Annotated in this window: 18 protein-coding genes and 2 pseudogenes; 6 read left to right on the top strand and 14 right to left on the bottom strand. The window is 72.0% G+C overall.

Annotated features, from left to right (window positions below):
- The first annotated feature begins 251 nt into the window (after positions 1 to 251).
- Both ACWEK3_RS27735 and ACWEK3_RS27730 read left to right on the top strand, forming a co-directional pair.
- Complete coding sequence (locus tag ACWEK3_RS27735; RefSeq protein ID WP_453250858.1) at positions 252 to 1490, top strand: SAV2148 family HEPN domain-containing protein; 1239 nt, start codon at positions 252 to 254, stop codon at positions 1488 to 1490.
- 109 nt (positions 1491 to 1599) lie between these two features.
- Positions 1600 to 2322, top strand: a complete 723-nt coding sequence (locus ACWEK3_RS27730) for an exonuclease domain-containing protein (protein WP_453250857.1) — start codon at positions 1600 to 1602, stop codon at positions 2320 to 2322.
- Positions 2323 to 2640: 318 nt separating this feature from the next.
- Here the strand turns inward: ACWEK3_RS27730 and ACWEK3_RS27725 are convergent, their stop codons facing one another.
- Entirely contained in the window at positions 2641 to 3504 is an 864-nt protein-coding gene (locus ACWEK3_RS27725; RefSeq protein ID WP_453250856.1) for a phosphotransferase enzyme family protein, read from the bottom strand.
- 180 nt (positions 3505 to 3684) lie between these two features.
- On the opposite strand from ACWEK3_RS27725, the gene mgt reads away from it, so the two are divergent.
- Positions 3685 to 4887: a macrolide-inactivating glycosyltransferase gene (gene mgt / locus ACWEK3_RS27720; protein WP_450540537.1), complete on the top strand. Its 1203-nt coding sequence runs from the start codon at positions 3685 to 3687 to the stop codon at positions 4885 to 4887.
- Between the two features lie 21 nt (positions 4888 to 4908).
- Here mgt and ACWEK3_RS27715 read toward each other — a convergent pair whose 3' ends face one another.
- The gene (locus ACWEK3_RS27715) at positions 4909 to 7161 is read right to left on the bottom strand and encodes an MMPL family transporter (RefSeq protein WP_453250855.1); all 2253 of its coding nucleotides are present in this window, start codon (positions 7159 to 7161) and stop codon (positions 4909 to 4911) included.
- Positions 7162 to 7420: 259 nt separating this feature from the next.
- On the opposite strand from ACWEK3_RS27715, the gene ACWEK3_RS27710 reads away from it, so the two are divergent.
- Positions 7421 to 7969 (top strand): DUF1697 domain-containing protein, encoded by a 549-nt coding sequence (locus ACWEK3_RS27710; RefSeq protein ID WP_453250854.1) that lies wholly within the window; start codon positions 7421 to 7423, stop codon positions 7967 to 7969.
- 39 nt (positions 7970 to 8008) lie between these two features.
- Here the strand turns inward: ACWEK3_RS27710 and ACWEK3_RS27705 are convergent, their stop codons facing one another.
- Positions 8009 to 8848, bottom strand: a complete 840-nt coding sequence (locus tag ACWEK3_RS27705) for an aldo/keto reductase (protein WP_453250853.1) — start codon at positions 8846 to 8848, stop codon at positions 8009 to 8011.
- Positions 8849 to 8907: 59 nt separating this feature from the next.
- Here ACWEK3_RS27705 and ACWEK3_RS27700 point away from each other — a divergent pair.
- Positions 8908 to 9039, top strand: a pseudogene (locus tag ACWEK3_RS27700) (2-dehydropantoate 2-reductase N-terminal domain-containing protein); the annotation flags it as partial.
- 290 nt (positions 9040 to 9329) lie between these two features.
- A complete protein-coding gene (locus ACWEK3_RS27695; protein WP_453250852.1) occupies positions 9330 to 9947 on the top strand; it encodes a mycothiol-dependent nitroreductase Rv2466c family protein in 618 nt (205 codons plus the stop codon).
- Positions 9948 to 10167: 220 nt separating this feature from the next.
- Here ACWEK3_RS27695 and ACWEK3_RS27690 read toward each other — a convergent pair whose 3' ends face one another.
- From ACWEK3_RS27690 to ACWEK3_RS27640, 11 genes and pseudogenes are all read right to left on the bottom strand, one after another.
- Positions 10168 to 10911 (bottom strand): sirohydrochlorin chelatase, encoded by a 744-nt coding sequence (locus ACWEK3_RS27690; protein WP_450540582.1) that lies wholly within the window; start codon positions 10909 to 10911, stop codon positions 10168 to 10170.
- Positions 10912 to 10920: 9 nt separating this feature from the next.
- On the bottom strand, positions 10921 to 11811 hold the full coding sequence (locus ACWEK3_RS27685) for an ABC transporter permease (RefSeq protein ID WP_390727992.1): 891 nt from the start codon (positions 11809 to 11811) through the stop codon (positions 10921 to 10923).
- Entirely contained in the window at positions 11798 to 12577 is a 780-nt protein-coding gene (locus tag ACWEK3_RS27680; protein ID WP_453250851.1) for an ABC transporter ATP-binding protein, read from the bottom strand. Before ACWEK3_RS27680 ends, ACWEK3_RS27685 begins: the two co-directional genes overlap by 14 nt.
- A 44-nt stretch (positions 12578 to 12621) precedes the next feature.
- On the bottom strand, positions 12622 to 13770 hold the full coding sequence (locus tag ACWEK3_RS27675; RefSeq protein ID WP_453250850.1) for an aliphatic sulfonate ABC transporter substrate-binding protein: 1149 nt from the start codon (positions 13768 to 13770) through the stop codon (positions 12622 to 12624).
- A gap of 225 nt (positions 13771 to 13995) precedes the next feature.
- Positions 13996 to 15330 (bottom strand): sulfate adenylyltransferase subunit 1, encoded by a 1335-nt coding sequence (locus ACWEK3_RS27670; protein WP_450540527.1) that lies wholly within the window; start codon positions 15328 to 15330, stop codon positions 13996 to 13998.
- A 2-nt stretch (positions 15331 to 15332) separates the two neighbouring features.
- Positions 15333 to 16277, bottom strand: a complete 945-nt coding sequence (gene cysD, locus ACWEK3_RS27665) for a sulfate adenylyltransferase subunit CysD (RefSeq protein ID WP_453250849.1) — start codon at positions 16275 to 16277, stop codon at positions 15333 to 15335.
- A pseudogene (gene cysC, locus ACWEK3_RS27660) lies at positions 16274 to 16834 on the bottom strand (adenylyl-sulfate kinase); the annotation flags it as partial. The gene cysD and the pseudogene cysC, both read right to left, overlap by 4 nt.
- A 34-nt stretch (positions 16835 to 16868) precedes the next feature.
- Positions 16869 to 17579 (bottom strand): phosphoadenylyl-sulfate reductase, encoded by a 711-nt coding sequence (locus ACWEK3_RS27655; protein ID WP_453250848.1) that lies wholly within the window; start codon positions 17577 to 17579, stop codon positions 16869 to 16871.
- A complete protein-coding gene (locus ACWEK3_RS27650; protein ID WP_361412369.1) occupies positions 17576 to 17758 on the bottom strand; it encodes a hypothetical protein in 183 nt (60 codons plus the stop codon). Before ACWEK3_RS27650 ends, ACWEK3_RS27655 begins: the two co-directional genes overlap by 4 nt.
- Positions 17755 to 19446 (bottom strand): nitrite/sulfite reductase, encoded by a 1692-nt coding sequence (locus ACWEK3_RS27645; protein ID WP_453250847.1) that lies wholly within the window; start codon positions 19444 to 19446, stop codon positions 17755 to 17757. Before ACWEK3_RS27645 ends, ACWEK3_RS27650 begins: the two co-directional genes overlap by 4 nt.
- Positions 19447 to 19867: 421 nt before the next feature.
- On the bottom strand, positions 19868 to 20440 hold the full coding sequence (locus ACWEK3_RS27640; RefSeq protein ID WP_450540519.1) for a GNAT family N-acetyltransferase: 573 nt from the start codon (positions 20438 to 20440) through the stop codon (positions 19868 to 19870).
- Positions 20441 to 20785: the final 345 nt, after the last annotated feature.

The following is a 20785-nucleotide window of genomic DNA, read 5'->3' as shown; positions in this document are numbered from 1 at the left end:
GCCGGCACTCACCCGGTGAGGTGGCGGACACGGGGTTCCACCGCGCCGCCCGGGACGCGGGCGGCGGCCGGTGCCGGTCACCGGCTATGAATCAGCTCACTCGTCAGGCCCCGGCCCGCCGGAACGGGCAAACGGCGTGCGGAAGTTGAGAAAGGAGCTGTGCATCCGGCTGCGTCGCGCGCCGCTCCCGGAGTACCCTTCCTTGATCGTTGGGACGGGGAGTGCCCGGGGGAGCGGAAGGCGGTGCACGGGTGGGCTCGGGAGGCCTGGAGCTGCCCCCTGGTGACGAGGGTCACGAGGGGAACTCCGCAGACGTCCCGTCCGGTGCGGTGTCCCTGGCGAGGCCGATGGACGCGGGTGCCATCGGGCCGGAGCTGGACTGGGACGCGGGCGCCTGGCGCGAAGTGCGCACGCGCGCCCAGCGGGCCGGCCGCGCCTACATCTGGCTGAACCTCGTCGAACAGCGGCTGCGCGCCGTCGTGGCCGCCGTGCTGCGCCCCGTCTACGAGCCCGTCCACGGCGACGACTGGGTGGTGGCCGCCGCCGGACCGGCCGGCCAGGAGTGGGTGCAGCGGGCCGTCGCGGTACGCGAAGTCAGCCGTCGCAAGGGCTACTTGCTCGACCCGGCCGACGACAACGTGATCAGCTTCCTCACCCTGCCGCAACTGCGTGAGCTGGTGGTGCAGCACTGGCCGTGCTTCGCGCCCTACATAGACGAGCGCCGGGACGTCGAACTCGCCCTGGACGAGCTGGAGGTGGCCCGCAACGTCGTCTCCCGCAACCGGGCCCTGTCCGAGACGGTGCTCAGCCAGGCCGAGCGGGCCTCCGCACGGCTGCTCGACATCCTCGGCACCGGTGGCGACGTGCCCTCCGCCCGGCGGCTGCCGGTCGACGCGGTCGAGGACCTCGTCGGCGACCGGTACGCCGACGTGGTCGCGGTGCACCCCGACCGGGTGCGGCTGCTGCGCCAGTTCCCGGCCGAGGACATCTTCGGCGGCGCCCGCCGCCTGGACGTCATCGGCATCGGCCTGAACCTGCTCGTGCAGAACTTCTCCGGCCGCCGCATGGTGCGGCTCGCCGAGTCCGGCTGCCGGGTGCGGCTGCTGTTCCTGAACCCGGCGTCCAGCGCGGTGAAGCGGCGTGAGCGCGAACTCGGGCTCAAGCGCGGCGAGCTGAGCCGCTCGGTGGAGATGAACATCCTCCACATGCGCCGGGTGCGCGGCCGGCTGCGCGACCCGGGCGCCTTCGAGATCCAGGTCTACGACGAGACCCCCCGCGTCACCGCCTACCTGGTCGACGGCGACGGCTCGGACGGCATCGCGGTCGTGCAGTCCTATCTGCGGCGCAGCCGGGGCATGGAGGCCCCCGTCTTCGTCCTGCGGAACGGGAACAAGGTGGTCAAACCCGGCGAGATCGACGAGGGAGGGCTCTTCTCCACCTATCGCGAGGAGTTCGAGCTGATGTGGGCGGATTCGCGCCCGGTGTCCTGAAACGCCCTCAGTCCCCGGGCGGAAAGCGGAACGTGGTCCTCGGATTGTCAGTGGCGCGTGCGATCGTGGAGGCCACTGGGGGAACGCACCACCGAGAAGGGGGGCCGCCATGGGCTGGCACCGGGAGCTGCTGATCGGCTTCGACCTGGAGACGACCGGGACGGATCCGCGCGAGGCGCGCATCGTCACCGGGGCCGTGATCGAGGTCAGGGGAGGGGAGCCGGGGGGACGCCGGGAGTGGCTGGCGGATCCCGGCGTGGAGATCCCGGCGGAGGCGGTGGCGGTGCACGGGATCAGCAACGAACGCGCGGCCGCCGAGGGCGAGCCGGCCGACCGGGTCGCGGACGCCATCGCGGACGCCCTGACCGGCTACTGGAAGACGGGCGTGCCGGTCGTGGCGTACAACGCGACCTTCGACCTGACCCTGCTCTCCGCCGAACTGCACCGGTACGGACTGCCGTCCCTGAGCGACCGCCTGGGCGGAGCGGAGCCGGGCCCGGTCGTCGACCCGTACACCATCGACCGCTGGGCCGACCGCTACCGCAGGGGCAAGCGCACCCTGGAGGCGGTCTGTGCGGAGTACGGCGTCGTCCTGGACGCCGCCCACGACGCCTCTGCCGACGCCCTCGCGGCGGCCCGGCTGGCCGCCGCGATAGCCGGCCGCCACTCCAAGGTCGCGGCTCTCGGCCCGGCGGAGCTGCACCGCCGCCAGATCGAGTGGCACGCCGCCTGGGCGGCGGACTTCCAGGACTTCCTGCGCCGCAAGGGCGACCCGCACGCGGTGGTCGACGGCGCGTGGCCGCTGCGGCAGCCGGCGGGTGAGACGGTCTGAGCTCGGGGCGCCGGGGGCGCGGTCCGAGCAGCGGGCTTCGCCGTTCCGGTCACGCTCGTCGTGCCCGCGGACCGGCTGCCGCTCGTCGCGGCGGGCCTGCCGGTCCGGTCACGGTCGCCGGGGGGGCGCGGTCCGGGCGGCCGGCTTGCCGGTTCGGCCATGCTCGACAGCCCCGCGGGTCGGCTCCGGTTCGTCCCGGTCGGCTTACCTGGACGGTCGCGGTCGGCGGGCCCGCGGACCGGCTGTCGCTCGGCCCGCGCCGGCGGCTGCTGACGGTCCAGCGACCGGTCCTGGGGCGGAAGGGGCCGGGGCGGAAGGTCAGAACGGGTACCAGCGCACGGTGGTGTCCCCGTCCCGCAGGGACGCCACCCGGCGTTCGAACTCGGTCAGCGCCTTGGGGTTGCTGGGGGCGTGCTGGGCGACCCAGGCGCAGCTGGCCGTCTCGCGGGCGCCGCGCAGCACCGGGCAGCCCTCCCACTCGCGTACGTCCCAGCCGTACGTCCCGGTGAAGGCGTCGTACGCCTCGGCGGGCAGGCCGTAGCGGTCCCGGGACAGGGCCATGACCACCAGGTCGTGCTCGCGCAGGTCGGAGGAGAAGGTCTCCAGGTCGACCAGGACCGGCCCGTCCGGACCGACGTGGACATTGCGCGGCAGCGCGTCGCCGTGGATCGGGCCCGGCGGCAGCTGCGGGGTGAGCGCGGCGGCGGCCGCCGCGAAGCCGTCGCGGCGCTCGCGCAGATACGCCGCGTCGGCCGGGTCGATCGTGTCGCCCGCGAGCCGCAGCCAGCGTTCCACGCCGCCGAGCAGCTCGCGGCGCGGCAGCTCGAAGCCGGGGGCGGGCAGGGCGTGGACCAGGCGCAGCAGTTCGGCCAGGTCCCGCGGCTCGGCGGGCCGCACCGGATCGGGCAGCCGGTGCCACACGGTCACCGGATGCCCCTCGGCGAGGATCGCCTCCGCGGCGGCGGCCCGCACCGCCGGGACACCGGCCTCGGCCAACCACAGCGCGATCCGCAGCTCGCGCCGCGCCCGCTCCCACAGTTCGGCGTCCCGGCCCACCTTGACGACGAGGTCCCCGGCCGCGAACACCGCGTTCTCGCCCAGGGCGAGCAGCCGCGCGTCGCGTGCCGGACCGGGCAACACCCCCGTCCCGGCCAGTACCTCCCGAGCCCGCGCCTCGTCCATCGTCCGCCTCCGTGTCCTCGTCCGGGCCACGGCATCCGCGCCGAAGCCCCGCCCTTTCGCCGGGTCAGTGTCGCATCCGCACAGGTCGGGGCCGGTGTCCGGTGTCCCGGCCGGGGCGGTCCGTCCGCAGGCACCGAAAACGCTTTGCACGAGACGTATCGTCTCGCCTAGGGTCCGGGCATGCCCACTCGCACCCACATCGCCATGTTCTCCATCGCCGCCCACGGACACGTGAACCCCAGCCTCGAAGTGATCCGGGAACTCGTCGCGCGCGGACACCGGGTGACGTACGCCATCCCGCCCGTCTTCGCGGACAAGGTCGCCGAGACCGGCGCGGAGGTGAAGCCCTGGCACTCCACGCTGCCCTCGCCCGACGACGACCCCTCCGCTTGGGGAAGCACGCTGCTCGACAACGTCGAGCCGTTCCTGAACGACGCGATCCAGGCCCTGCCCCAGCTGATCGAGGCCTACCGGGACGACGAGCCGGACCTCGTCCTGCACGACATCACCTCCTACCCGGCCCGCGTCCTCGCCCACCGCTGGGGCGTGCCCGCGATCTCCCTCTCGCCGAACCTCGTGGCCTGGGAGGGATACGAGGAGGAGGTCGCCGAACCGATGTGGGCCGAGCCCCGGAAGACGGAGCGGGGCCGGGCCTACTACGCCCGCTTCGAGGCGTGGCTCGCGGAGAACGGGATCACTCTGCACCCGGACCCGTTCGCCGGCCGCCCCGACCGCTCGATCGTCCTGATCCCCCGCGCGCTGCAACCGCACGCCGACCGCGTCGACGAGAAGGTCCACAGCTTCGTCGGCGCCTGCCAGGGCGACCGCTCGGCGCAGGGCGACTGGGAGCGGCCCGCCGGGGCCGAGAAGGTGGTGCTCGTCTCGCTCGGCTCCGCCTTCACCAAACAGCCCGACTTCTACCGGGAGTGCGTCAGGGCCTTCGGCGAGCTGCCGGGCTGGCACACGGTGCTCCAGGTCGGCAGGCACGTGCGCCCGGACGAACTCGGTCACGTCCCCGCGAACGTCGAAGTGCGCTCCTGGGTGCCGCAGTTGGCGGTCCTGCGCAAGGCGGACCTGTTCGTCACGCACGCCGGGGCCGGGGGCAGCCAGGAGGGCATGGCCACCGGGACGCCGATGATCGCCGTACCGCAGGCCGTCGACCAGTTCGGCAACGCGGACATGCTCCAGGGCCTCGGCGTGGCCCGCCACCTCCCCATGGAGGAGGCGACCGCCGAGACCCTGCGTGCCACCGCCCTCGCCCTCGTCGACGACCCCGAGGTGGCCCGGCGGCTGAAGGACGTCCAGGCCGCCATGGCCCAGGAAGGCGGCACCCGGCGGGCGGCCGACCTCATCGAGGCCGAACTGCCCGCCGGGCGAAGGTGACGAGCGCCGCCCGCGGAGGGCTCACACGCCCAGTGGCTCGCCCTTGCTCGGGGCGGGCGGGGCGGGCGTGCCCGCGACCGCCTCCGGGGTCTCGTCGTGGGTGAGGTCCGGCAGGCGGTGCAGCCACTTGGGCAGGTACCAGTTGCGTTCGCCCAGCAGGGACATCACCGCGGGCAGCAGCACACCGCGGATGACCGTGGCGTCGATGAGCACCGCGGCCGCCAGGCCCACGCCCATCTGCTTCATCGACTGCATGGACAGCGTCCCGAAGATCGCGAACACGGCGACCATGATGACCGCGGCGCTGGTGACGACACCCGCCGTGGTGACCACACCGTGCTGGATCGCGTCCTTCGTGGCGCGGCCGCGCAGCCGCGCCTCGCGGATCCGGGAGACCACGAAGACGTGGTAGTCCATCGACAGGCCGAACAGGATCACGAACAGGAACAGCGGCAGCCAGGTGACGATCGCGCCGACGCCGTGGGCGCCCACCAGGGACGCGCCCCAGCCGTGCTGGAAGACCGCGACGAGGATGCCGTAGGCGGCGCCCACGGACAGCAGGTTCAGCACGATCGAGGTGATCGCGACGGTCAGCGAACGGAACGACAGCAGCATCAGCAGGAAGGCGAAGACCACGACGAAGACGAAGACCGGCACGACGGAGCCGACGAGCTGGGCGTTGAAGTCGTGCGAGCCGGCGACCTGGCCGGTGATCGGCGCCTGGAGGCCGTCGACCTTGCCCAGCGTGGCGGGCCGCACCTCGTCACGCAGCTTCTCCAGGCTCCTGCCCGCCTTGTCGAGGTCCGAGCCGCCGACCAGCGGGACGGAGACGAGGGCGACGTTCCGGTCCTCGTGCAGCCTGATGTCGACCGGGCCGCGCGAGGCGCCCGAGGCGATGGCCCGCTCCTTGAACGCGGTCAACGCCTGCCGTACTTCGGGGGCGTTGACGTCCTCGGCCTTCACGACCACCTGGGCCGGCTGGGAACCGCCGGGGAAGGCCTCGTTCAGCCGCTGGTAGGTCTGCACGATGGGCAGCGAGTCGCCGAACTCCTGGTCCAGCGTGAGCTGCGAGGTCTTCATGCCCAGTGCCGGAGCCGCGACGGCGAGCAGCGCGCCCACGGCCACCACGGCCGACACCACGGGCCGGGCCAGCACACGCCGCAGCACGCCCGTCCAGAACCTGCTCTCCCCGTTGCCGCTCCGGCTCCGCCGCAGGAACGGCACGCGCCCCTTCTCGACCCGCTCGCCCAGCAGCGACAGCAGCGCCGGCAGCACGGTCACCGAGCCCACCATGGCGACGGCCACCACCATCAGCGAGGCCAGGCCCATCGCCTCGAACTCGGCGACCCCGGTGAACAGCATGCCCGCCATCGCCACGCACACCGTGACGCCGGAGACGATGATCGCGCGCCCGCTGGTCGCGGCGGCGATGCGCAGCGCGGTCCCCGGGTCCCGCCCGGCCTCCCGCTCCTCGCGCTCGCGGCGCAGGTAGAACAGGCAGTAGTCGACGCCGACCGCCATGCCGACCAGCAGCATCACGGAGTTGGCGGTGTCGCTCATCGGCTGCAGGTGGCTGACGATGCCCATCAGGCCCATCGTCGCCATGATCGCGGTGATCGCCAGCGCCACCGGCAGCAGCGCGGCCACCAGCGCGCCGAAGGCGATCAGCAGAATGCCGAGGGCCACGGGCACGGCGGAGAACTCGGCCTGCTGGAAGTCGTCCCCGAAGGCGTCGGAGTACTGCTTCTGCATGCTGGCGCCGCCGATCTCCTCGATCCGCAGCGAGGAGTGGTCCTTCTGGACGTTCGCCACGGCCTGGAGCACGGGCTCCACCCGCTCGCCCGCGGTGTCCGCCTCGCCGCGCAGCGCGAACTGCACCAGCGCGCTGCGGCCGTCCCCGGAGATGGTCTTCGTGTCGTACGGCGAGGTCACGTCCGTGACCAGGCCGGTTCCCTCGACGGCCGTGATCACGTCGCCGACGGCCGCCCGGAAGCCGGCGTCCGTGGCCTTGCCGGATCCGTCCTTCGCCTGGATCAGGACGGTCTCGCTCGCCGGCTCCTTGATCCCCGCGTCCTCGATGATCTTCGCTGCGGTGTGCGTCTCGCCCTTGAGCTGGTCGCTCTCCTTGACGTCCAGCCGGCCGGCCGCCGTACCGAGCCCCATCGCCAGGACGACGAACAGCACCCAGACACCGACGGCGGCCCATCGATGCCGGGCGCTCCAGCCGCCGGCCCGCGCGGCGAGGCCCCGCACCCGTGTCTCTCCGTTCACCATGACGGGCTTGCCCCTTCTTGAAAGGCCCTGCGGACCTCGTGCGCGGCGACGGCCCCCTGCCGTCACCTTCCGCATCGAAGGTAGGGGCGGGGGGATGCCCCGCTCGTCGTGCTGACCGGTGAAGTGCCCCCGCCGGGGCTCCTCCTGCCGGACCCCGTTTCCTCCGCACTGGGGAGTACGCCGACCCCTTACACCTATCCCGGCTTCTCGGGGGCGCGGATCAGGGTGTCCGTTCCGCCGGTCGCTCTATCGTGGGCGGATGACGACGTATGCCGCGCTGCTGCGCGGAATCAACGTGGGCGGCAAGAAGGTCCCGATGGCCGATCTGCGTACCCTGGTGGCGGAGCTCGGCCACACCCGCGTGCGCACCCATCTCCAGAGCGGCCAGGCCGTCTTCGCCGCCGGTCACGGCGACGAGGAGTCGCTGGCCGCGGAGCTCACGGCGGCGCTGGAGAAGCGGTTCGGCTTCCCGGTGGACGTGATCGTGCGCGACCACGCCTATCTGCGGGCGGTCGCCGAGGCCTGCCCGTTCCCGGCCGCCGAGCTGGAGGGCAGGCAGCTGCACGTGACCTACTTCTCCGCGCCCGTCGAAGCGGGGCGCTACGCGGAGATCGACCGGGACGCCTACCTGCCCGAGGAGTTCCGTCTCGGCGACCGGGCCCTGTACCTGTACGCGCCGGACGGGCTCGGCCGCTCCAAGCTCGCCGAGCACCTGTCCAGGAAGCGGCTGAACAAGGACCTGATCGCCACCAGCCGGAACTGGAACACGGTGCTCAAACTCGTCGAACTGACCGCCCCGGACGCCTGACCCGGGCGGACGCGGTCGACGCGATCCGGGCGGGCGCGCTCACCCGAGAGCGGACAGCCGGGACAGCTCGTCGGCGCGGAGGGACACATCGGCCGCGTCCAGGTTCTCCTCCAGGTGCGCGAGCGTGCCCGTGCCCGGTGTCGGGCAGAGCACGGGGGAGCGGTGCAGCAGCCACGCCAGGGCCACCTGCCCCGGTGTGGCGCCGTGCGCGGCGGCGACCCGGGCGCACTCCGGGTGCCCGGTCAACGTGCCGTTGCCCAGCGGGAACCACGGCAGGAACGCGATCCCGTGCTCCTCGCACAGCTCCAGCAGCGGCTCGGACGCGCGGTCGAGGAGGTTGTAGCGGTTCTGGACGGAGGAGATGGCGGTCGACTCCAGTGCCGCGGCGAGCTCTTCGGCGGAGACGGAGTCCAGGCCGATGTGGCGGATCTTGCCCTCCTTGCGCAACTCCTCGAGCGCGCCGAGCTGTTCGGCCATCGGCACGGCGGGGTCGAGCCGGTGCAGCTGGTACAGGTCGATCCGCTCCAGCCGCAGCCGGCGCAGGCTCGCCTCGCACATCGCCCGCAGCGCTTCCGGCCGGCCGTCGATGTGCCAGGCGCTGTCGCTGGTGCGGACCACCCCGCCCTTGGTGGCGATCACCAGGTCCTCGGGGTAGGGGTGCAGGGCCTCGGCCACCAGTTCCTCGGCGACGCACGGCCCGTAGTTGTCCGCGGTGTCGATCAGGGTCACCCCGCGCTCGACCGCCCGCCGCAGCACGGCCACCGCGTCCCGGGCGTCGCCGCGCGGGCCCCAGTAGCCGGGGCCGGTGAGCTGCGCGGTGCCGTAGCCGAGGCGCCGTACGGGCAGGTCGCCGCCGAGCGTGAACAACTCCGGGGTCACACGGTCTCCTTGATCGTCCGGTAAGGGAAGCACACGGATGGCTGTGGGAGGCTCGTCCCATGCGCTACATCATCATCGGGGCAGGGGCGGTCGGCGGTGCCATCGGGGGGCGGCTGGCGCAGAGCGGGCGCGAGGTCGTGCAGGTCGCGCGCGGAGCGCACCTCGCGGCGCTGCGGGAGGGCGGGTTGCGGGCGGAGTAGGGGCCGGGCGGACCTGGCAGACCAGGTGGGCCAGGTGGGCCAGGTGGGCCAGGTGGACCGGGCGGACCGGGCAGACTAGGCGGGCCAGGCGGACCCGGCGGGCCAGACGGACCCGGCGAGCCAGGCGGACCCGGCAGGCTAGGTGGGCCAGGCGGACCGGGCAGACTAGGCGGGCCAGACGGACCCGGCGGGCCAGGTGGGCCCGACAGGGCAGGTGGCCCATGAAAAGACCTTCTGATTGGACCGCGACCCTGTGCCAATCGCGCACTAGCGTCGACGCCATGACCCCTGACTCGCCGACCCGCGTCGACTTCTTCTTCGACCCCGCCTGCCCCTTCGCCTGGATCACCTCCCGCTGGCTGCTGGAGGTGGAACGCGAGCGTCCGCTCGACCTCGGGTTCCGCGTCATGAGCCTGTACCTGCACAACACCGGCAACGAACTGCCCGACTGGTACCGGGATCTGGTCGACAAGTCGATCGGCCCGGTGCGCGTCGCGGTCGCCGCCGCCGAGCGGCACGGCGAGAAGGTGCTGCGGGACCTGTACACCGCGTTCGGCGTCCGCATTCACGAACGCGGGGAGGAGGACTTCGACGCGGTGGTCGCCGGGTCCCTGTCCGAACTCGGACTCGACCAGGACCTGGCGGCGGCCGCGCACGACCCGTCCTACGACGAGGCGGTACGGCGCAGTCACGAGGCCGGCGCCGAGCCGGACACCGGCGTGTATGTGGGTACGCCCACCCTTCATGTCGACGGAACGGTGTGGTTCGGCCCGGTGCTGCGGGCCATCCCGCGCGGGGCCGAGGCGGCCGAGCTGTTCGACGCCTTCCGGGTCCTGGCGGCCCGGCCGGACTTCTTCGAGCTCAAGCGCACCCGCACCGGATCACTCCGCTTCGACTGAGTGCCGGCCGACCGGGCCGCGCACCCCTCGGCGCACGGCTTGGACCGGATGATCCACATTCGGAGCCCCGCCCGCCGCACGGCAGTGACACTTGCGTGCCGCCGCGCGCTGAACTGAACGACACCACCGCTCGCCGATCATCGGCGGCCGGTGGTCGGACCGTCCGCGGACCGGCACCACGGGGGAGTGCCGGGCCGCGGCCGGAGCAGGCGCCCGTCCGTCAGGCTCCCAGGGCCGCGGACAGCGGCAGCCGGGCGGCGTCGTAGCGCTCCAACAGGACCCGGGCCACCTCCGGCGCCGGGCCGAGCACCCCGGCCAGCACGTCGGCCCCGGCCTCGGCCGCGCCCCGAGCGATGCGGTCCGGCAGGAAACCCGGTGCCAGCACGTACGGCGCGACCGCGACCTTGGCGCAGCCCAGCTCCCGCAGTTCCCGCACCGCGTCCTCGGTGCGGGGCGTGGATGCGGAGGCGAACGCAGGCCGCACGGCGCACCAGCCGGTGTGCCGCCACTCCCGCGCGATTTCTGCGATCACTGCGATCGCCTCCGGGTCGGAGGACCCCGCCGAGGCCAGTACGACCCCGGTCGAGGACTTGTCGGCGGGGTCGAGACCCGCCTCGTACAGACGGCGTTCCAGGGCGTCCGTCAGCAGGGGTGAGGGGCCGAGGACCTCCGCCTGCCGGATCCGCAGCCGCGACGGTGCCCGGCGCAGCACCGAGGGGATGTCCGCCTTGGCGTGGAAGGCGCGGGTCAGCAGCAGCGGCAGCGCCACGACGTCCCGCACCCCGTCGGCCGCCAGGGACTCCAGCACGCCCGGCACGGACGGGACGTTGAAGTCCAGGAAGCCCGTCTCCACCCGCAGCCCGGGGCGCAGCGCCCGGACCCGGCGGACCAGCGCGTGCACGGTCGCGGCATGGCGCGGATCGCGGCTGCCGTGGGCGACGACGAGGAGAACCGGCTGGGAGATCACGGGCGTTCAGCTCTTCACGAGAAGACCGCGGCTGCGCAGCACCCACCGCTCCAGCGGACTGAAGATCAGCAGGTCGATGGCGATGCCGACGAACAGGATCAGGATGATGGCCTCGAACACCATGGCCATGGAGCTGGCGTTGCGGCCGTTCTCCAGCAGCGCGCCCAGGCCGATGCCCAGGTCCGGCGAGGAGGCGATGATCTCCGCCGCCATCAGCGAGCGCCAGGAGAACGCCCAGCCCTGCTTCAGACCGGCCAGATAGCCCGGCAGCGCGGCCGGCAGGACGATGTGCCAGGCGCCCCGGACACCCGTCGCGCCCATCGTGCGGCCCGCCCGCAGGAACAGCGGCGGCACCTGGTCGATGCCGGACACCAGCCCGTTGGCGATGGACGGGACCGCGCCGAGCAGGATCACCGCGTACATCATCGAGTTGTCCAGGCCCAGCCAGATCACCGCCGGCGGCACCCACGCCACCGAGGGCAGCGACTGGAGACCGGACAGGATCGGGCCGATGGCCGCGCGCACGAACTTCACCCGGGCCACCAGCAGCCCCAGCGGGGTGCCGATCGCCAGCGCGAACAGGAAGCCCAGCAGCCCGCGCGAGACGGACGTCCAGATGAAGCCGAGCAGCTTGCCCTGCAACCAGGCGTCCTTGAACTCGCCGCCCACGTCGGCGGGCGAGGGCAGCCTGCTCGGGTCGTCGACCACCTTGAAGGAGATCAGCGCCTGCCAGACCACCAGGACCACCGCGATCGCCACGACCGGTGGCAGGACCTTGTTGACCAGGGTCTGGCGCAGCGGCGTACGGCCGGCCGTCGTGGCCTCCAGGGCGTCCAGACCGGCCTCCACGTCGGCCAGTTCGGCGCCCCGCGCCGTCTTCGTCTCAGTGCTGGCCATGTCGGCGGATCTCCCCACGCAGGACTTCGGTGATCTCCAGGGACAGTTCCGCCACGGGCGCGTCCTCGATGCGGCGCGGCTGGGGAATGTCCACCGTCCACTCACGGGCCACCCGGCCGGGGCGGGAGGACAGCAGCACCACGCGCTGGGCCAGCCGCACCGCCTCGCGCACGTTGTGCGTGACGAACAGCGCCGACACCCCGGTCTGCTGCCAGATCCGGGTCAGCTCGTCGTGCAGGACGTCCCGCGTGATGGCGTCGAGCGCCGCGAACGGCTCGTCCATCAGCAGCAGGTTGCTCTCCTGGGCCAGCGCGCGGGCCATCGCGACGCGCTGGCGCATCCCGCCGGACAGTTCGTGGACGCGCTTGCCGTACGCGCCCTTCAGCCGGACGAGTTCGAGCAGCTCCTCGGCCCGGCCGCGCCGCTCCGGCTTCGCCACCCCCCGCAGCCGGAGGGCGAGTTCGATGTTCTTGCCCGCGGTCAACCAGGGGAAGAGGGCGTGCTCCTGGAACATCAGGGCGGGGCGGCCGTCCGTCGTGATGGACCCGGCGGTCGGCTGGTCGAGCCCCGCCACCAGGTTCAGCAGCGTGGACTTGCCGCAGCCCGAGGCCCCCAGGAGGGTGACGAACTCGCCCGGCGCGACATCGAGGCTGATGCCGTCCAGGACGAGCTGCTGTCCGCCCGGTCCCGCGAAGGACTTCGAGACGTTCTCGAGGCGGGCCGCGTGCTCTACGGTCTCGGCGGCCCTGGCGAGGGTCGTGGCCATGGTCGTCACCTCCTGGGAACTCTTCGGCTACGGGAGCTACGGGACTACTGGGCGCCGAGACCGGCGTCGCTGACGGTCGGCTCGCCCGCGGCCTTCAGGACCTTGTTCAGCGGGGCGAGGTCGTAGATGCCGGCCAGTTTCGGGCTCTGCAGCAGGCCCGCCTTGACCGCGTGCTGCGCCTCGGCGTCGAGGGTCGAGGCCAGCGGGTCGTCGGTGATCTGGATGGACTTCCACGCCGGGTCCAGGACGTTCTCCGGCAGTTCCTTGCCGGAGTCGCCCCCCAGTTGCCTGTTCGCCGCGGCCTTCGCCTCGTCCGGGTTGGCGTTGATCCACTTGTTGGTGTCCACAGAGGCCTTCAGTACCGCCTCGACGGCCTTCGGGTGCTCCTTGAGGAACTTCTGCGACACGATGATGTTCGTGATCACGAACTTCTTGTCGGGCCACAGCGACGCCTCGTCCAGCAGCACCTTGGCACCCTCGGCGACCAGCTTGGACGCGGTCGGCTCCGGCACCCAGGCGCCGTCGATGGAGCCGGACTTGTAGGCGTCCGGGGTGATCTTGTTATCGGTGCGGACCACGGAGACGTCGCCCTTGCCGCTCTGCGCGTCGACCTTCCAGCCCTGCTCGGCGATCCAGTTGAGGAACGCGACGTCCTGCGTGTTGCCGAGCTGCGGGGTCGCGATCTTCTTGCCCTTGACGTCCTTCAGGGACTTGATCTTCTTCGGATCGACCACGAGCTTGACCCCGCCGGAGGCCGAACCGCCGATGATGCGCAGGCTCTTGCCGCCCGACTTGGTGTAGCCGTTGATCGCCGGGGACGGGCCGATCCAGCCGATGTCGATGGAGCCGGAGTTGAGGGCCTCGATCTCGGACGGCCCGGCGTTGAAGACCGACGGCTTGACGACCGTGGCGCCCAGCTCCTTCTGGAAGAAGCCCTTGTTCACGCCGACCAGCGCGGTCGCGTGCGTCAGATTGCCGAAGTAGCCGATCCTGACCGAGTCGAGACCGTCGGTCTTCTCGGCCCCGGCGGCCACCTTCTGCTGGGCGCCGTCGTCGGCGGCCTGGGAGCCGTAGCCGCAGGCGGCGAGCGTGAGCAGGGGCAGGGCGGCGACCACGGCGAGGCCGCGGCGGAGTACGGGCGTGCGGGTGCCCCCGGTCGGGCGGTCGCGGAACGGGGGAAGGTTGGCTGGCACGGGAGGCTGTCCTCTCGCAGGCCCGGCGGTCACGCCCGTCAGGTCGTGGCCGGGAGGTCGGCAGGTCTTCTTCTACGCGGGGGGTGGGGGGTGAGGGCGCGCGTGCGGTGCGCGTACGTCAGCGCGCACATCGGGCCACTCCGCCCTGTCCGCTGCCGAGGGCGCCGCTGCCGACCCGGCCGCCCTCCTTGGCGAACGTCGAGTAGAAGTCGGGGGAGTTCATGGTCAGAAGTCCCAGCCGTCCTCGTCCGCCGCGTCCTTGACCGGTATCGGCGAGGCGAACGACTCGCCGACCATGCCGGCGGTGAGCGTGGTGCCGTCGGAGGGGTCGATCAGGATGAACGATCCGGTGCGCCGCGAGTCGGCGTAGGAGTCGACCGGCAGCGGCTCGGCGGTGCGGATCTTCACCCGGCCGATGTCGTTGGCGACGAGCTGCCCGGGGTGCGGGTGCAGGGACAGGTCGTCCAGGGTGAGCCGGGACGGGATGTCCTTGACGATCGCCTTGACCGTGCGGGTGCCGTGCTTGAGCAGCACCCGGTGGCCGACGGTCAGCGGCTGGTCGGCGACGTGGCAGACGGTCGCCTCCACGTCCTGGGTGGTGGCGGGCGCGTCCTTGCTCGGCACGATCAGATCGCCGCGCGAGACGTCGATGTCGTCCCGGAGCAGGACCGTCACCGACTGCGCCGTCCAGGCCACGTCGACCGGCTCGCCGAGCAGGTCGAGGCCGGAGATCCGGCTGGTGCGGCCGGACGGCAGCACCGTGACCTCGTCGCCGACCCGGAAGCTGCCGGCGGCGATCTGGCCGGCGTAGCCGCGGTAGTCGGGGTGCTCGGCGGTCTGCGGCCGGATCACGTACTGCACGGGCAGCCGTGCGTGGCAGTGCGCCAGGTCGTGGCTGACCGGGACCGTCTCCAGGTGCTCCAGGACGGTCGGGCCGCCGTACCAGTCCATGGTCGAGGAAGCCTCCACCACGTTGTCGCCGACCAGCGCCGAGATCGGGATCGCGGTGACCTCGGGGACGCCCAGTTCGGTGGCGTACGCCGTGAACTCCTCGGCGATCGCGGCGAACACGGACTCGCGGTAGTCGACCAGGTCCATCTTGTTCACGGCCAGGACCACGTGCGGCACGCGCAGCAGCGCGGCGATCGCCGCGTGCCGGCGGGTCTGCTCCACCACGCCGTTGCGGGCGTCCACCAGGATCACCGTCAGCTCGGCGGTGGACGCGCCGGTGACCATGTTCCGCGTGTACTGCACATGGCCCGGCGTGTCGGCGAGGATGAACCGGCGGCGCGGGGTGGCGAAGTAGCGGTAGGCCACGTCGATGGTGATGCCCTGCTCGCGCTCGGCGCGCAGCCCGTCCGTCAGCAGCGCGAGGTCCGGGGCCTGCTGGCCGCGGCTCGCGGAGGCGCGCTCCACGGCCTCCAGCTGGTCGGCGAGGACCGACTTGGAGTCGTGCAGCAGCCGGCCCACCAAGGTGGACTTGCCGTCGTCGACGGAGCCGGCGGTGGCGAACCGCAGCAGGGTGGTGGCCGCCAGGTCCGTGGTCGTGGTCGTGGTCATGTCTAGAAGTACCCCTCGCGCTTGCGGTCTTCCATCGCGGCCTCGGACAGCTTGTCGTCGGCCCGGGTGGCGCCGCGCTCGGTGAGGCGCGAGGCGGCGATCTCGGTGATCACCTTCTCGATGGCGTCGGCGTCGGAGTCCACGGCGCCGGTGCACGACATGTCGCCGACGGTGCGGTAGCGCACGAGCCGCTTCTCCACGGCCTCGCCGTCCTTGGGGCCGCCCCAGTCGCCGGCGGTCAGCCACATGCCGTCGCGCCGGAAGACCTCGCGCGTGTGGGCGTAGTAGATCCCGGGCAGCTCGATGCCCTCGCGGGCGATGTACTGCCACACGTCCAGCTCGGTCCAGTTGGACAGCGGGAACACCCGGACGTGCTCGCCGGGCGCGTGCCGGCCGTTGTAGAGGTTCCACAGCTCGGGCCGCTGCCGGCGCGGGTCCCACTGGGAGAACTCGTCCCGCAGCGAGAACACCCGCTCCTTGGCGCGGGCCTTCTCCTCGTCGCGGCGGCCGCCGCCGAAGACCGCGTCGAACCGCTCGGACTGGATCTTCTCGGTCAGCGGGAGGGTCTGGAGCGGGTTGCGGGTGCCGTCCGGGCGCTCCTTGAGGACGCCCCGGTCGATGTAGTCCTGCACGGAGGCGACGTGCAGCCGCAGGCCGTGCCCGGCCACCGTGCGGTCGCGGTAGTCGAGGACCTCGGGGAAGTTGTGCCCGGTGTCCACGTGCAGCAGCGAGAAGGGGACCGCGGCGGGCCTGAACGCCTTCAGCGCCAGGTGCAGCATGACGATGGAGTCCTTGCCGCCGGAGAACAGGATCACCGGGTTCTCGAACTCGCCCGCCACCTCGCGGAAGATGTGCACCGCCTCGGATTCCAGCGCGTCCAGGTGGGAGAGGGCGTACGGACTGCCCGTCCCCTCGTCGCCCGCCTTGGTCTTGGCGACGGTCGTCATGCCAGTCCCCTTTCGCTGAGCAGCGTGTGCACGGAAGCCGCCGACTCCCGGACCGTCTGGTGCTGCGACTCGACGCGCAGGTCCGGCGACAGGGGCTCCTCGTACGGGTCGTCGACGCCCGTCAGCCCCGTCAGTTCGCCCGCGGCCTGCTTGGCGTACAGACCCTTCACATCGCGTACGGAGCACACCTCGACCGGGGTGGCGACGTGCACCTCCAGGTACGCCGTGCCGTTCTTCGCGTGCCAGTCGCGCACCGCGTCGCGGCTGTCGGTGTACGGCGCGATCACCGGGACCAGCGCCTTGACGCCGTTGCGGGCGAGCAGTTCGGCGACGAAGCCGATGCGCCGCACGTTGGTGTGCCGGTCCGCGCGGCTGAAGCCGAGGCCCGCGGAGAGGAACTCGCGGATCTCGTCGCCGTCGAGCACCTCGACACGATGGCCCTCCGCACGCAGCCGCCCGGCCAGTTCGTGCGCGATGGTGGTCTTGCCGGCGCTCGGCAGACCCGTGAGCCAGACGGTGGCTCCGGTCGTCACGTGTGTCTCCCTGTGTCTGGAAGGTGTCTGGAAGCGGTCGTGGAAAGCAGGGTCATGGTCAGCCGTGCAGTCCGCACTCGGTCTTGGCGCTGCCCGCCCAGCGGCCGGCGCGCGCGTCCTCGCCCTCCAGCAGGCGCCGGGTGCAGGGCGCGCAGCCCACGGAGCCGTAGCCGTCCATCAGCAACGGGTTGGTCAGGACGCCGTGTTCGGCGACGTAGGCGTCCACGTCGTCCTGGGTCCAGCGGGCGATCGGGGAGACCTTGACCTTCCGCCGCTTCTCGTCCCAGCCGACGACCGGGGTGTTCGCCCGGGTCGGGGACTCGTCGCGGCGCAGCCCGGTCGCCCACGCCGTGTAGCCCTTCAGGCCCTCCTCCAGCGGCCGCACCTTGCGCAGCTGGCAGCACAGGTCCGGATCGCGGTCGTGCAGCTTCGTACCGTACTCGGCGTCCTGCTCGGCGACCGTCTGCTCCGGGGTGAGGGTGATGACGTGGACGTCCATCACGGCCTCGACCGCGTCGCGGGTGCCGATGGTCTCCGGGAAGTGGTAGCCGGTGTCGAGGAACACCACGTCCACGCCCGGCATCGCACGGGAGGCGAGGTGGGCGACCACCGCGTCCTCCATGGACGAGGTGACGCAGAACCGGCGGCCGAAGGTGTCGGCCGCCCACTGGAGGATCTCCAGCGCGGAGGCGTCCTCCAGGACGCGGCCCGCCTGTCCGGCCAGTGCCTTCAACCCGGCTTCCACGCCTGCTTCCGGAGTCGTGGTCATATCCCCTCGTCCCCTTCGTGGCCGGCTCGCCCGACGCCCCGGGCGAGCAGCCCGAGGAACTTCAGCCGGAAGGCCCGGTTGCATCCCGCGCACTCCCAGGCGCCGTGGCCCTCCTCGCTGGGACGGAGGTCCTCCTCGCCGCAGTACGGGCAGTAGAAGGGGGCGGCCCGCTCGCTCATGACAGCTCCTCCTCGGACGCCCGTGCGGCCCAGGTGGCGAACCGCTCGCCGTCCTCGCGCCGCTCCTGGTAGTGGGTCAGGACCCGCTCGATGTAGTCGGGCAGCTCCCGTGCCGTCACCTTCAGCCCGCGCACCTTGCGGCCGAAGCCGGGCTCCAGGCCGAGCGCGCCGCCCAGGTGCACCTGGTAGCCCTCGACCTGCTCGCCCCGGTCGTCGACGACCAGTTGGCCCTTGAGGCCGATGTCCGCCACCTGGATGCGGGCGCAGGCGTTGGGGCAGCCGTTGAGGTTGATGGTGATCGGCTCGTCGAAGTCCGGCAGCCGGCGCTCGAGTTCGTCGATCAGCGTGGCGCCGCGCGCCTTGGTCTCGACGATGGCGAGCTTGCAGAACTCGATGCCGGTGCAGGCCATGGTGCCGCGCCGGAAGGTGGACGGCCGGGCGGTGAGGTCCAGGGCCTCCAGAGCGGCGACCAGCGAGTCGACCTGGCCCTCCTCGACATCGAGGATGATCATCTTCTGCTCGACGGTGGTACGGACTCGCCCCGAGCCGTGCGCCTCGGCCAGCTCGGCGATCTTCGTGAGGGTGGCGCCGTCGATGCGGCCGACCCGCGGGGCGAAACCGACGTAGTGGCGGCCGTCCTTCTGCCGGTGCACGCCGACGTGGTCGCGCCACTGCTGGACCGCCTCCTCGGGGGCGGGCCCGTCGACGAGCTTGCGCTTCAGGTACTCGTCCTCCAGCACCTGGCGGAACCTCTCCGCACCCCAGTCGGCGACCAGGAACTTCAGCCGGGCCCGGTTGCGCAGCCGCCGGTAGCCGTAGTCACGGAAGATCGACAGGACGCCCTCGTAGACGTCCGGGACCTCCTCCAGCGGCACCCAGGCGCCCAGTCGCACGCCCAGCTTGGGGTTGGTGGACAGGCCGCCGCCGACCCACAGGTCGAAGCCGGGCCCGTGCTCGGGGTGGCGCACGCCCACGAACGCGACGTCGTTGATCTCGTGGACCACGTCGAGCAGCGGGGAGCCGGAGATGGCCGTCTTGAACTTCCGGGGGAGGTTCGAGTACGCCTTGTTGCCCAGGACGCGGCGCTGCATCTCCTCCAGCGCGGGGGTGGCGTCGACGATCTCGTCCTCGGCGATGCCGGCGACGGGGGAGCCGATCATCACGCGCGGGGTGTCGCCGCAGGCGGTGACGGTGGACAGGCCGACGGCCTCCAGGCGGTTCCAGATCTCCGGCACGTCCTCGATCCGGATCCAGTGGTACTGGATGTTCTGCCGGTCGGTGATGTCGGCGGTGCCGCGCGCGAATTCCTGCGAGACCTCGCCGATGACCCGCAGTTGCCGGGTGGTGAGCCGGCCGCCGTCGATGCGCACGCGCATCATGAAGTAGCGGTCGTCCAGCTCCTCCGGTTCCAGGATCGCGGTCTTGCCGCCGTCGATGCCGGGCTTGCGCTGGGTGTAGAGCCCCCACCAGCGCATCCGGCCGCGCAGGTCGTTGGGGTCGATCGAGTCGAAACCGCGCTTGGAGTAGATCGTCTCAATACGTGTCCGCACATTGAGACCGTCGTCGTCCTTCTTGAACTGTTCGTTGCCGTTGAGCGGGGTCAGGTGCCCCACGGCCCACTGCCCCTCGCCGCGGTGACGGCTCACCTTGCGGCGGGGCGCGGTGGGGTTCTGCGGAGAGGCGGCCATGGTCGATACGTCCTTCGGGACAGCGGGAATGCGGCTCTGACCTGTGCGGGCGCAGGGCACATGGGCAGACGGGCAGGCATGCGCGTCTGTGCGCAGGTGGGAAAAGCGGGGGGAAAGCGAAAAACCGAGGAAAACGGAAAAGCAGAAAAACGGGAGATCGGGAAAACTGATGGACCCGGGCCCGTGGCCGTCAGGCCGCAGCGGGTGAGGTCAGCTCGCCGGACAGATGGCGCTGGACATACGGCCGTGGTCGACGTGCCGTCGGCTCACCAAGGCGACTCCAGTTCCAGACATGGTGGAAAGCCTGGCACGGCGATCTGGACAGCGTCCAGCTTCGTCCGGCATGCGGACACCCCTGTCCCGGCATTCAGGACAGGGGTGTCGTTCGGCGCCTCGCCGCGATCGTGCGCGCACCCGCAGGTCAGGCCGTGTAAGCCCCCGGCCAGGGGCCCGGAGTGGCCACCTCCGCCTCCTCCTCGACCTTGGTGTCGAAGAGCTTGAAGCCACGGCGCTGGTAGTTGTCCATCGCGTACTCGCCGTCCTTGCTGCACGTGTGCAGCCACACCCGCTTCGTCGGCGTCCGCCCGGGCCAGCGGTCGGCCAGGTCCCAGGCGCGGGCGGTGCCGCTGGACAGCAGGTGGCCGCCGATCCGCCGGCCGCGGAAGGCCTCGATCAGCCCGAAGTAGACGATCTCCACGACGCCCTCGTCCTGTGCCTCCAGCTCGACGTAACCCGCCGGAGTACCGCGGTCGTACGCCACCCATGTCTCGACACCCGGACGCTCCAGGTACTCCCGCCACCGCGCGTACGTCCAGCCCAGCCGGTCCGTCCAGCGGATGTCGCCGCCGACCGAGGCGTACAGGAACCGGCTGAACTCGGGGGAGGGAACCTCGGAGCGGACGACCCGCACGTCCCCCTCGGGCACGGCGGCCGGCAGGAGGTCGGTGGGGGAGGTCTGCTCCAGGGACCAGGTGGTCACGGCGATGCTCGTCATGCCGGTCAGGGAATCATCCGCGCCGGGCCCGTGTCGATCGGGAGTGCGAGGTCTCACCCGGGACGCGCCCGTCGACCCGGCCCGGTTCCCGCGTAGCGACCCGGCGCGGCTCCCGTTCGACGGCCTAGTGCTGTGACCGGAAAGGTTCACCGGCTCGCGACGCCCGGCACGGCACTCCCCAAGCCTTCGGCCGGGGGTACCCCCACGCCGCGTTGTCGCATCACCCGAGTACATCCAGTACGCGGGCGATGCTCCGCCTTGCGATGCTCCCCCACAGCCTGAAAGGCGTGGGAGGTACCCCCAGCACCGGACGCCGCGAGCTTCCCGGCAAACCTTTCCGGTCAC

The sequence above is a fragment of the Streptomyces sp. NPDC004721 genome (assembly GCF_053601495.1).
The sequence above is the reverse complement of the archived record's forward strand: the minus strand, read 5'-3'. Positions and strand labels throughout refer to the sequence as shown.